Below are 12,291 nucleotides of genomic sequence, written 5' to 3'. Positions count from 1 at the left end.
AAGCCTCGTTTGCGCCGCCGCTCACTGTCTTGGCGGGCATTTCTCCTCCCAGCCGGGGAGAGCGCCAACGCACCAATTTCCGCAACAACAAGCGATTGATATGACCTACGCTGTCGCCGACATCGCCAAACCGCGCCTCCGCCGGCTGAGTTACGCCGGCGTCGAGCCCTGGCTCTACCTCAGCCCGGCGATCGTGTTGCTTGTCGTCGTTCTGCTGGTGCCGCTCATAGTCGGCATCAGCTATTCGTTCCGGAAGTTCTCGGCGTTCAAATCGCAATTCGTCGGCCTCGACCAGTATCGCGCGATGCTGACTGACGCCGTTCTTCATCAGGCAATGTGGAACACGCTGTGGTGGACGGTTGCCAGCCTCTTCTTCCAGTTCTTCCTGGGGCTCGGGCTGGCGCTGCTGCTAGACAAGCCGTTCGCCGGGCGCAAGCTGGTCCAGGCCGTTGTCTTCCTTCCCTGGGCGGTTCCGTCCTTCCTGTCCGGCCTCACCTGGGCCTGGCTGTTCAACCCGATCATCGGACCACTGCCGCATTGGCTTTATGCGCTCGGGCTCAAGGCCGAGCCGACCAATGTTCTGTCGGACCCGGCAACAGCAATGTGGGGGCCGATCGTCGCCAATGTCTGGTTCGGCGTGCCATTCTTTGCCATCACGCTGCTGGCTGCGCTGAAATCGATTCCCTCCGAGTTGCATGAGGCGGCGGCAATCGACGGCGCCACGCCGTGGCAGCGTTTCACCAAGGTGACACTGCCTTTCCTGGCGCCAACCATCGCCATCACGGTCATGCTGCGCACCATTTGGATCGCCACCTTCGCCGACTTGATCTTCGTCATGACCGAAGGCGGGCCGGCCGGCTCCACCAGCACCATGCCGGTCTACATCTATGTCAGCGCCTTCAAGTCGCTAGACAAGGGATACGCATCGGCGGTGGCCGTGCTGCTGCTGGTGCTGCTGATCGCCTATGCGATGGCACTCATCGCCATCCGGCGAAGCCTCGTGAGGCACGTATGATCGCCGGTCGCTCCGCGGCCTCGCGCCTGCTCGGCGGAATCGGCCTCTATGCGGCAATCGCGGCGTACGTGGCGTTCGCGCTGTTCCCAATCTTCTGGACGCTGAAGATCTCGGTGACGCCTCAGAACCTGCTCTATTCGGAAGGCATCACCTTCTGGCCCTCGCAGTCGACGCTGGAGAACTTCCGCACCGTAATGCGCGCATCCGATTTCCCGCGATATTTTTTGAACAGCGTAATCGTCTCGCTTGCGACCTCAGCACTTGTCACGGTCATCGCAACGCTTGCTGGCTACGCGATGTCGCGCTTCACATTCCGAGGCAAGGCGGTCGTCGCCATAGCATTGCTGCTGACCCAGACCTTTCCGCTCGTCATGGTGATTCCGCCGATCTATCGGATCATGGGCCAGGTCGGGCTGATCAACAGCCTGACCGGTCTGGTCATCATCTACACCGCGTTCAACACGGCCTTCGCGACCTTCCTGATGCAATCTTTCTTCGACGGCATTCCGAAGGATCTGGAGGAAGCTGCGATGATCGACGGTTGCACGCGGGCGCAGGCGATGCGCCGGGTCATCGTCCCGCTGACATTGCCCGGCATGGGCGCGACGTTGGGATTTGTCTTTACCGCGGCATGGAGCGAATTGCTGTTCGCGCTGATGCTCATCTCCAGCGAGGATCAAAAGACGTTCGCGGTGGGCCTGCTCACTTTCATCGGCAAGTTCGCCGTCGACTGGGGGCAGATGATGGCGGCCTCGATCCTGGCACTGATCCCAGTCTGCCTGTTTTTCGCATTCCTGCAAAGATATTTGGTCACCGGCCTCACCGCCGGCGCCGTGAAGGGATAGGCCATGGCGTCGGTCACGCTGAACAAGGTCCGCAAGAATTACGGCGCGGTACAGGTGTTGCAGGAAGTCGACCTCAACATCGCAGACGGCGAGTTCGTCGTGCTGGTAGGGCCTTCCGGCTGCGGAAAATCGACGCTTCTGCGGATGATAGCCGGCCTGGAGGAGGTCTCGGGCGGCGAGATCCATATCGGCGAGCGGGTGGTCAACGACGTCGCTCCGAAGGACCGCGACATCGCCATGGTTTTCCAGTCCTATGCGCTCTACCCGCACATGGACGTGTCGAAGAACATGGGCTTTTCGTTGATGCTGAAGAAGGCCGAAAAAACGGCCATTGCCAGCCGCGTTCAGGCTGCCGCGAAGCGGTTAGGGCTGAACACCTATCTCGAACGCCTGCCTCGCCAGCTTTCCGGCGGGCAGCGCCAGCGGGTCGCGATGGGCCGGGCCATCGTGCGCGACCCAAAAGTCTTCCTGTTCGACGAGCCTCTATCGAATCTCGACGCAAAGCTGCGCGTGCATATGCGGGCCGAGGTGAAGGCGCTGCACCAGCAACTGAAGACGACGTCGGTCTACGTCACGCATGACCAGATCGAGGCGATGACCATGGCCGACCGGATCGTGGTGATGAATGATGGCGTTGTGCAGCAGGTCGGCCCGCCACTAGACCTCTACGATCGGCCCGCGAATATTTTCGTGGCCGGTTTCATTGGTTCCCCAGGTATGAATTTCCTGCATGCTACCTTTTCCAAGACAGGCAAGGCCGACGCCGTTCTGGCGGACGGGCAGAAACTCAGATTGCCCGACGGTTTGCCGCTGAGCGATGGTGCGGCCATCACAGTTGGGCTTCGGCCGGAGCACATCAGATTGTCACCGACTGAGGGGCTGACGGCCGAGGTAGAAGTGGTCGAACCGCTGGGCCTTTCGACACAATTCTATGCGAGGACAGAGGAGTTGGAACTCTGCGTGTTCGCCATGGGCAGGCCAACCGTCAAGGCGGGAGATGTCGTGCGGCTGTCGATCGACCCATCCGCACTTCATGTGTTTGATCAGACAAGCGGGCTGAGATTGAATTGACGACACCAGATTGCGGCTGCATTCGCACAGGAGATCCGTGAGGAAATGTAAATAGTAATAGATATGTATTCTTGAGTGTGGTGATGTATCATCCAGCCTGAGTCGTGAGTATGGGGATACTGCATGGCAAGTATCCTTCACAAAATCACCCGCACAACGTGTGCGACTTTATCTCACGTAACGTAGAAGGTTTCGGAACATTCCTAAAAAGATAGGACCGACAAAACGAAAAATGCCTGTGTAATACTGATCAATCTAAAACAATTTTTGATCCGGAAGCGCCGTTCAGAAGCCGTTTCAAATGAAAGCCCACAAGCTGGTCGTCCGGACGTTTTCCGACCTGCACCGCGAAGGCGCCAAGCGCGCCGGCATCTCCGGATTCCAGCTTGGCGAACGCCTCGTAATATTCGGCAGTTGACGTATGCTCGAAATGCACAGGTAAGAGCGGCTCGAAAGCACGCAGAGCTCCGGTCCGCCCTCTGAGTACCAGATCGCCGACTGGCCGCCCGAGAAATCCGGTCACCTGTTTGACCACCTCCTGGCTCACGCAAATGCGTGTGCCCAGTTGCTTATTCGCGGCCTCGAGCCGCGCCGCGGTGTTGATGGTGTCTCCATAGGCCGTGTAATCGAAGAAGCGACCGCCTCCAAAATTTCCGACAATCGCAGGGCCCGAATGCACGCCAATCCGTGTGACACCCACTGCCAGGCCCTCTTTAAGCCAACGTTCACGAAACGACTGCGCGAACGCATCTAGGTCGAGCGCACATGCGACCGCATGCGCGGCATGTTCTGTTTGTTCGCTCGGCGCACCGAACAACACGTGGAGCGCATCTCCGACAATCTTGGCGACCGTGCCCTCGTGCGCAAAGACAATGTCGGTCATGCCAACGACATAGCCGTTCAACAGGTCGCCGAGCACGCCGGGTTCTATTGCCTCCGCAAGACTGGTAAAGCCCGCAATATCTGTAAAGAGCGAGCTTATCTCGCGCCGGCGCCCGACAAGGTCGACCCCATCCACGTCGCCCGCAATCCGCTCGGCCAGATTTGGCGAGAAGTATCGAGACAGCGACGCGCGCTCACGCTCTGCCAGCGACTGTCGACGGCGCGCTTCGCGCAACACTTCCAGGTGGCGGAGCGTCTTGGCGATCGTTACTTCGAGATCGGAGAAATCGATCGGCTTGGTCAGGAAGTCGAACGCTCCGCGGTTCATCGCGGTGCGAATGTTTGCCATGTCCCCATACGCAGAGACGATGATGGTCGATAGGTGATGATCGGCCTCCTGCAACTTCGCCAAGAGGGACAATCCGTCCATTCGTGGCATGTTGATGTCCGCGACAACCATGTCGATGCCGGGGTTGCCGTCGAGGACCGCCATCGCCTCGACGCCGTCCCGGGCGAACAGGAAACCAACTGATCCTTCGCGGATCTGCCGGCGAAATTTTTGCGTGATGAGAGCTTCAAGGTCCGGCTCGTCATCGACGACGAGGATCAGGGCGGTCACGCGGCCAGCTCAATGCGGGCTTCGATCGCCCCGCGCAGCGCGGCGAAGTCGATCGGCTTCGTGAGCAGGGCCTCCGCGCCTCGCTCCAGTGCGCTGCGCACGGTCTCGGTGTCGCTGTATGCAGTGATCATGATGACCGGTACCTCCGGTCTCAAGGACTTCGCCTTGGGCAAAAGGTCCAACCCGCTCATGCCCGGCATGTTGACATCGGAGAGGATCAAGATGAGCGTGACGCCGCTGGAGGTTTCAATGATACGCAGCGCGTCAAGTGCCGACGAAGCGAACTCCATGCCAAATCGACCCGACCGCAGGTCGCGTCGAAACTGCTGACGAAACAACGGCTCGACGTCAGGCTCGTCGTCGACAACCAGGATGAGCAGAGTCAAGCGTCCCCTCCCGATGTACCCAGCGATGCCGCCTTGCGCGGCAAGACGATCCTGAATTCGGTGTATTCTCCCGGCCTACTGTCCACGTCGATGGTGCCCGCATGCTGCTTCACGATGATGTCGTGGCTCAGCGACAAACCTAGCCCGGTGCCTTCTCCGGCAGGTTTCGTCGTGAAAAACGGGTTGAACATCTTTTCCCTGACTTCGGGAGAAATGCCCGTACCATTGTCTCGTATTGTGATCTCGACACTGTCCCCAAGGCTCCTCGTGCAAGCCGCCAGAACAGGATCGTAGACACCGTTTGCCTGCTGGCCACGTTTCACCGTGGCGTAGAAGCCATTCGAGATGAGGTTGAGAAGCACCCGCGTCATCTCCTGAGGGAACAGGTCGACATCGCCGGCCGCCGCATCGAAATCTCGCTCCAGCGTTATGTTGAAACCTTTCCCTTCCGCGCGGGCACCATGATAAGCCAAATTGAGGCTTTCTTCGACGACAGCGTTGACACTGGTCGGCCGGTGTTCGCCGGAGCCTTCGCGCGAATGCATCAGCATGTTCTTGACGATGGAGTCGGCGCGCCTGCCATGCTGGACAACCTTGTCGAGATTGCTTTTCAGAAGGCCGGCGAGCTCATCGACTTCCTCGCGCATCTTGCCGTCCAGTGCCGCCCCATAAAGGACCTGTTGCAGTTCCTCGATCAGTTCTCCCGACAGGGAAGAGAAGTTGTTGACGAAATTCAGCGGATTCTTGATCTCGTGGGCGATGCCCGCGGTCAATTGTCCGAGGGAGGCCAGTTTTTCGGTCTGGATCAATCGATCCTGAGCTTTCCGCAGGTCGTCCAGCGACCGAGACAATTCATTGGTCCGATGCTGGACGGCTTGAAAGAGGCGCGCGTTCTCCACCGCTATCACGGCCTGGTCAGCAAAGGTTTCCAGCAATTCGACTTGACGATGCGTAAACGGGCCAGGCTCGTCGCGGCTCAGCACGAACACCCCTTCCACCTGGCCGTCGCGCAGGAGCGGGACGCCAAGCATCGCCCGATGGCCACTGAACTGGCTCGCGCCCGCAAATTCGTAGTTCGCGTCCACCAGTATGTCTGGAATATGCTCAACCGCCGCGGATTCTATGACACGCGGAACAAGGGATCTCTGTCCCTTCCGCCGCGGATTTGCCTTCAGGAAATCAAGAAATTCCCGCCGAATGCCAAAGGTGGCATGGGGCTGATAATCGTCTCCCTCGCGCAAGAAGATCAGACTCTTGTCCGCGTTGCAGACGTCCGCGGCCGACCGGCTGAGAGCCTCGAGGACGGTCCGCAGGTCGAATGCGGAGCGACTGATCGCCTTCAAAACATCCGACGTTGCCGTCTGGTGGGCAAGAGCCTCGGTCAGTTCGGCTGTCCGCGCCTGCACCTCCTCGAACAGACGGACGTTCGAGATTGCTATGACCGCCTGATCGGCAAAAGTCTTCAGCAATTCGATCTGGTTGTCGACGAACGGGCGCGGCTCGATGCGGCGGATCATCAGCGCGCCGATTGCTTCGTCTTCGCGCAAGAGCGGCGTAGCCAGGATGGTACGGAAGCCAAGCCGCCGCGCCATTTCCCGACCCAGGGCAAACTCGTCGCCAGCGACCGTCAAGTCGTGAACATGGATGGCCTCGCGATCAAGCATGGCCCGGCCGGTTACAACGTCACGCCTGATGGGCAAGCCCTTGGTGTCGATCGGGATCGGCCCGTGATGTGCTCCCACGGCCAGCCACTCGTCGCGCAGGAGATAGATTGTCGCGTCGTAGGCATCGCATAGCCGGGCGGCGCTTTCGGCGACGGCTTCAAGGACCGGCTGGATGACGGTGGGGGACTGCGCGATCACACGCAGGATTGCCCCGGTCGCCGTCTGCCGCTCCAGCGCTTCCGTTATCTCGCGGTTGCGTGCCTGCAACTCGTCGAACAAGCGGACGTTTTCGATAGCAATCACGGCCTGGTCCGCAAACGTCTTTACCAGTTCGATCTCCTTGTCGGAAAATGGCCGTACGTCTTCGCGGATCATCGCGAAGGCACCGACCAGGTCGGCTTCCCGCAGCAGGGGAACCGCAAGCACGGTTCGCATTACGCCGGCCCTGGCAACCCCGCCATATGTGTAGTCGGGGTCCGCACGTACATCCGGGATGTGGATGATGCGGCGTTCCTCGGCGGCGCGGCCCACCGCGGAACCTCGATTTCTCTCGGTGGGATGGGCATCGGCGTACCGGCGGAAATCGGGCGGAAAGCCGTGGATGGCTGCATACTGGAAGCCCGTATCGAGCAGTCGTTCGAGACAGCCCTTATCGGCGCGGCAAAGCCGCACCGCGGAGGCTACCAACGTGTCCAGAACGGTCGGCAGGTCGAATGTCGAGCGGCTAATGACTTTCAAGACATCGGCTGTTGCGATCTGTTGGGCGAGCGACTCCGTCAATTCAGCAGTGCGCGCCTGAACCTCCTCGAACAGCCGGGCGTTCTCGATAGCAATGACCGCCTGGTCGGCGAAGGTCTCCACCAGCTCTATCTGGCGAGGAGCGAACGGCCCGACCGTGCGTCTTGCCAAGCCGAAAACCCCGACAACCTCGGCGCCTCGCCGAAGCGGGACGGAAAGGGCGGCCTTGAAGCCCCCCATCGCGGCCGCCTCTTGCCTCTCATATTCCCAGTCCTGGAGAACATCGGGGACGTGGATTGTCACGCCTTCCACAGCCGCACGCCCCTGGAAGGTACCACGTCCGAGAGGATGCGGATGAGATTGCTCATAGGCGCGGAGTTCAGGCGTCGAGCCATAGCTGGCCTTGTAGCGCAGGACGTCACCGTCGCGCAGTGTAATTGCACCGAGGTCCGCGCCGCATAACCTTACGGCCGATTCGACAAGCGCCTGGAAAACCTGCTGCAGATCGAATGCCGAGCGGCTGATGACTTTCAGAACGTCGGCCGTCGCCGTCTGGTGCCGCAATGCCTCGCTCAACTCGGCGGTGCGCGCCCGGACCTCATCGAACAGCCGCACGTTCTCGATGGCAATTGCTGCCTGGTCAGCGAATGTCCTCATCAATTCGATCTGCTTATCGCTGAAGGGCCGCACCTCCGAACGGCGGATCACCAACGCTCCTATAGCTTCCTCGTTGCGCAGAAGCGGCGTCGCTGCGATCGTCCGGTGCCCCGCCTGCTCGGCGAAGCGCTGGCCAAGCGGGAAATCCTCCCCCTCCGCGAGAAGGTCGTGGATGTGAACTGTCTGACGGTCGGTAAAAGCACGACCCGTGACCCAATCGCGCGTCATCGGCATCGGCGAGAGATTGAGCGGAATGGGACCGTAGTGCGCCTTGATTGCCAGCTTGCCATCCTCGACAAGCATTATGACCGCATCCCTGGTGTCGCAGAACCTGGCCGCACTTTCGGCCACCACCCGCAGGACCGGCTGTATATCGGTTGGCGACGAGGCAATGACGCGAAGGATCGCGCCCGTGGCCGTCTGCCGCTCAAGCGCCTCCGTTACCTCACGGTTGCGCTCCTGCACCGCATCGAACAGGCGCACATTCTCCAGCGCGATGACGGCTTGGTGGGAAAAACTCTCGACCAGTTCGGTCTCTCGCTTGCTGAATGGTCTCACAGCGGGGCGCGCCAGCACAAACACACCGATGACGCGGGTGTCCCGCAACAATGGGACGCCAAGCACGGTCCTGAATGCGCCAACCGTAACGGCTCCAGCAAATGTATACTCTGGATCCGCTAGGGCATCGGGAATGTGCTCCACCAAACCCGTCATGGCAACGCGCGACGTTACCGATCCACGCCCGGGACCCATCGGGTTCTGGCTCATGAGTTCGAAGAATTCATCCGTCCAGCCAACCTGCATCGCAGGCCGGAAGAGGTCGCCGTCCCGCAGGTAGATGCAACCCATGGGGGCGTGGCAGAGGTCGGACGCGGCCTTCACCAGGGTTTGGAGGACAGCACCGAGATCGAACGCCGAGCTGCTGATCGCCTTCAATACTTCCGATGTCGCCGCTTGCTGTTCGCGCGCCTCCTTCACCTCGCGGTCGCGTTGCTGCAGTTCATCGACCAAGCGCGTGTTCTCAACCGCGACCAACACCTGCTGCTCGCGAGCCTCGCTCAATTCCTGAATGAGCGAGGCAATCCTGTCCCCTATTTCAAGATCTGTTTGCCCCACGCTTGGTAGCCCCGGCCGAGATGCAAGAGGACGTCGCCTGGATTTTTGTCTCAACAATAGCACAGGCTGAGCAGGCCGGAAATCTTGTAGTTTGGGCAGAGGGGCACCACAGTTGAGGGCTTTGGCGAGGATCACCCACTCCTAGTGGTGTTCGCCTAACATAAAATCCCTCTGGTTGGGGTCTGTGAGGTCAAGGTGCTCCTGCACTTTTTCCCGGAGCGTTCCGCGGGCCACTCGCTTCTCTTCGCGGTCGGCGCTTGGCTGCCGCATGATGGGGTCAGGGGAGCGAAGCGTCTCAATCTGTTTCACGACCTTGCCTTGCCGGCAGGTTCGGGACTCTCAACGAGATCGCCTCGCCCATCGTCCCCACGGAACGATCCGGGCATCGCCCTTTCGAGCGAAGCTGTGTTGTTGGTGTTGCTCCTTTGATCTGTCCCCGGGTCACGCCGCCAGGGCGGCCGGCTGCTTTCCAAAGCGGAACTCGGTTGCGTCGGCCCACATCCGGTGCAGGATGACGGCGAGCTTGCGGGCCACCGCCACGCGTGCCCGCGCCATGCCGCGGCGCCTGGCGATGCTCATGCCCAGGCGCGCAAGCTCGACCATTTCTTCGACCGCACGAGCAGCGAATGGGCGGCCTCGTAGAGCGCCGTTCGGGCGAGTTCGTCGCCACAGCGGCTGACCTGCCGACAATGTCGGTCTCACCGGACTGATAGCGCGCCGGCCTCAGTCCAGATGCGCCCCCACCGCCTGGCTGGAGCCGAACCGCTCCGGCCGGTCGATGGTGGCGCGGAAGACGAGCGCGGTGATCGGCCCGACGCCGGGTGCGCTCATCAGCCGCCGACAGACATCTTCCTTGCGGACGATATCGAGAACCTGCTTCGTCAGGCGGGTGAACGCCTTCAGCATGACGCGGAGGATCGCAAGCAGCGGTTCGACCATGGCCATCAGTTCGGCGTGGGCGCCGGCCAGGTCGCGCACGCGTCCCGCAACGGCGGTGCGCGACGGCGTGCCGAGCTTGATGCCTGCCTCGCGCAGCATGGCCCGTACAACATTCTCGATCGAGCGCATCTCGTTCAGCACCGTGCGGCGAGCGACCAGGAGAGAGCGCCAGAGGCGACACTGCCGGCTCTTGACATGCACCTGCCGATACCAGCCGGTGCGCATGATCTGCGCCAGCGCGCGGGCATCGTTGCGGTCAGTCTTGTTGGGCATCGTCTTCATCGCCGCGTTGGCCTGACGCGTCTCGATGCAGATCGCCGGCCAGCCTTCGGCGTGAAGTCCATCGTGGAGCCAAGCCGTCAGCGAGCATGCTTCCAGCCCGATGCGCTCCAGCGGAAGCCCGATCTTGCGCAGCGCCTCGTCCAAAGCCTCCGGCGCGCTCGCCGCACGCGTTTCCTTGACGATCCGGCCATCCTCCTCAACCACGCAGATCGAAGTCTCTATGGCCGGTGATAGATCGGAATCACCGGCCGGCTTCGTCGGATGGGCTCACCATAAGGCCATTCCCAAAGAAGAACAGCAGGACGAAAAAACACCAAAGATCACATCCCGGATAACGGCCAGGTCGAGCGCATGAATCGCACCGTCAAGGATGCCACCGTCAAACGCTTCTACTACGAGAGCCACAACCAGTTTCGGCGACACCTCGCCGACTTCATCTCGGCCTACAACTTCGGCCGCAGGCTCAAGACGCTCAAAGGCTTCACACCTTACGAATATGTCTGCAGGCATAGGCCGCGCAGCCAGAGCGCTTCAGGCTAAACCCGCTCCAGCAAATGCCGGGATTAAACATTTAGGCTCCGCTCTTTCCCATGGCAGAGCGTCGTCGCCGGGATAAATTGTCGACAAAATCCACGGTAAACCACACAATTGTGAGCCATTTGGGCTGTTTTCGATTACTATTCGTTGCTCGGCTCGGCCGAGGAGTCTGATACCGATCGAGAGGAGTGCTTTACAATGGCCCAAACAACCTCTTTGGCCCGACGCAATTCATATTGGACTATCGGGATAATCCTGACGCTCGGTGCCGTTTCGGCCGGGTGCGCAAACCGCTCAGTGCACTTGCTTGCCTACCAAGAGCACGAGCAGGAAATGGCCGCGTGGTGTTATTCCTATTTTGGCACGCCCGCGTCGGAGCTAGGGCAGGATTGTATTCGACGAGCTTGGCCGAACATCCCCTTTCGCGAGTGTTTTGCGCACAACTGTGTAGGCGAAGCTGAACAATTACACCGGACCATCCTATTGGTTCATGGAAAACGGGTTGGAGTCAAAAAGTGAACCTGCGCTTGCCGGCGAGACCTTTCGCCGGCATATCTCTGCGGCGCATTGAGGCAGCGTCTTGAACACGCGCGAGACATTGGGTTGATCTATCATCGGCCTTCGCGACCTCTCGCTCTTTGCCAAGCATTCGCGATACAGCCGTTGGTGTGTAGGAGTATCGTGTGCGAGGCCTGTCTCATCACTAGCTGAGGAACCTTTGGCGGAAGACGACAGCGAAATGAGATGCATGATGCAGGTCTGCACCATGGTCTGGGGAAAGACGGCGCTGATTGCCTTGGGAAGCCCTTAAGCACGTCAACGACGGCAATCAGCAGAGCGTCGATGTTGCGGTTCTTTAGCTCGTTCATGACACGCAGCCAGAACTTGGCGCCTTCGGTCTGCTCGATCCAGATGCCCAAAATTTCCCTTCGCGCCGTCGGGCAGGATGCTGAGGGCAATGTAGACAGCCTTGGTCCTGATGAAGCCCTCGTCCCTAACCTTGACCCGTATCGCATCGAAGAAGACTAGGGGATAGAAGGCCCGAGGGGCCGTTCTGGCATTCGACCACTTCCTCCGGCACAGGATGGGTGACGGTGAGATCAGGTCCGGTGACACGTCGATGCCGCAAAGCTCTTCCAGGTGGCAACAGATCTCGCGCGCGCTCATGCCGCGCCAATGCATCGAGATGGCTGGTCGTCGGACTCCGGAAGCGTTGCGGATATTTGGTGATCAGCGTCGGGTCGAACGTACAGGCACGATCTCGCCGGATCGCAAGCTGAATCATCGAATGCTCGTAAGCACCATTGCGACGGTTGGCGGAGCCATCGGCCTCACGTTCATCGTCTAGCGCTCGTGGACAAACGTTGACTGAGGAATCCGGTTTTGATTCAAGGCTTCTTTTTGGAGGGAGCCTTGGGCGAACGCGTTGGACTGACGGACGAGGAATGGGCGCTGATCGGGCCTTTGCTGCCGCCTGAGCGCGGACGCGGGTGTCGGCCGGCACAAGACAACCGGCTCTACTTCGAAGGCATGATGTGGA

6 protein-coding genes and 4 pseudogenes are annotated in these 12,291 nt (G+C 60.3%); 4 read left to right on the top strand and 6 right to left on the bottom strand.

Annotated elements, in window-relative coordinates; genetic code table 11:
- Nucleotides 1-100 precede the first annotated feature (100 nt).
- From ABMA59_RS33775 to ABMA59_RS33765, 3 genes are read left to right on the top strand one after another with little or no spacing between them, the layout of a single operon-like run.
- A complete protein-coding gene (locus ABMA59_RS33775) occupies nucleotides 101-1,015 on the top strand; it encodes a carbohydrate ABC transporter permease (RefSeq protein ID WP_349009749.1) in 915 nt (304 codons plus the stop codon).
- Nucleotides 1,012-1,860 (top strand): carbohydrate ABC transporter permease, encoded by an 849-nt coding sequence (locus ABMA59_RS33770; RefSeq protein WP_349009748.1) that lies wholly within the window; start codon nucleotides 1,012-1,014, stop codon nucleotides 1,858-1,860. The genes ABMA59_RS33775 and ABMA59_RS33770 overlap by 4 nt, the downstream gene beginning before the upstream one ends.
- Nucleotides 1,861-1,863: 3 nt before the next feature.
- Nucleotides 1,864-2,931 (top strand): ABC transporter ATP-binding protein, encoded by a 1,068-nt coding sequence (locus ABMA59_RS33765; RefSeq protein WP_349009747.1) that lies wholly within the window; start codon nucleotides 1,864-1,866, stop codon nucleotides 2,929-2,931.
- 250 nt (nucleotides 2,932-3,181) lie between these two features.
- Here ABMA59_RS33765 and ABMA59_RS33760 read toward each other — a convergent pair whose 3' ends face one another.
- From ABMA59_RS33760 to ABMA59_RS33745, 4 genes and pseudogenes are all read right to left on the bottom strand, one after another.
- On the bottom strand, nucleotides 3,182-4,432 hold the full coding sequence (locus ABMA59_RS33760) for an adenylate/guanylate cyclase domain-containing protein (protein WP_349009746.1): 1,251 nt from the start codon (nucleotides 4,430-4,432) through the stop codon (nucleotides 3,182-3,184).
- Nucleotides 4,429-4,818, bottom strand: coding sequence for a response regulator (locus ABMA59_RS33755; protein WP_349009745.1), 390 nt, complete (start codon nucleotides 4,816-4,818; stop codon nucleotides 4,429-4,431). The genes ABMA59_RS33760 and ABMA59_RS33755 overlap by 4 nt, the downstream gene beginning before the upstream one ends.
- Complete coding sequence (locus ABMA59_RS33750; RefSeq protein WP_349009744.1) at nucleotides 4,815-8,993, bottom strand: GAF domain-containing protein; 4,179 nt, start codon at nucleotides 8,991-8,993, stop codon at nucleotides 4,815-4,817. The genes ABMA59_RS33755 and ABMA59_RS33750 overlap by 4 nt, the downstream gene beginning before the upstream one ends.
- Nucleotides 8,994-9,434: 441 nt before the next feature.
- Nucleotides 9,435-10,436: pseudogene (locus tag ABMA59_RS33745) on the bottom strand (IS110 family RNA-guided transposase).
- Between the two features lie 111 nt (nucleotides 10,437-10,547).
- Between ABMA59_RS33745 and ABMA59_RS33740 the strand changes: the two are divergent.
- Nucleotides 10,548-10,789 (top strand): annotated as a pseudogene (locus ABMA59_RS33740) (integrase core domain-containing protein); the annotation flags it as partial.
- 700 nt (nucleotides 10,790-11,489) lie between these two features.
- Here ABMA59_RS33740 and ABMA59_RS37435 read toward each other — a convergent pair.
- A pseudogene (locus ABMA59_RS37435) lies at nucleotides 11,490-11,671 on the bottom strand (transposase); the annotation flags it as partial.
- A 73-nt stretch (nucleotides 11,672-11,744) separates the two neighbouring features.
- Nucleotides 11,745-11,918: pseudogene (locus ABMA59_RS37430) on the bottom strand (transposase); the annotation flags it as partial.
- Nucleotides 11,919-12,291 lie beyond the last annotated feature (373 nt).

Source organism: Mesorhizobium yinganensis (assembly GCF_040081985.1).
GTDB classification, from domain to species: Bacteria; Pseudomonadota; Alphaproteobacteria; order Rhizobiales; family Rhizobiaceae; genus Kumtagia; species Kumtagia yinganensis.
The sequence above is the reverse complement of the archived record's forward strand: the minus strand, read 5'-3'. Positions and strand labels throughout refer to the sequence as shown.

Excerpts from the sequence above, each read along its gene's own strand:
- ABMA59_RS33775 (WP_349009749.1), top strand. The coding sequence starts at position 101 with ATGACCTACGCTGTCGCCGACATCGCCAAACCGCGCCTCCGCCGGCTG.
- ABMA59_RS33770 (WP_349009748.1), top strand. The coding sequence starts at position 1,012 with ATGATCGCCGGTCGCTCCGCGGCCTCGCGCCTGCTCGGCGGAATCGGC.
- ABMA59_RS33765 (WP_349009747.1), top strand. The coding sequence starts at position 1,864 with ATGGCGTCGGTCACGCTGAACAAGGTCCGCAAGAATTACGGCGCGGTA.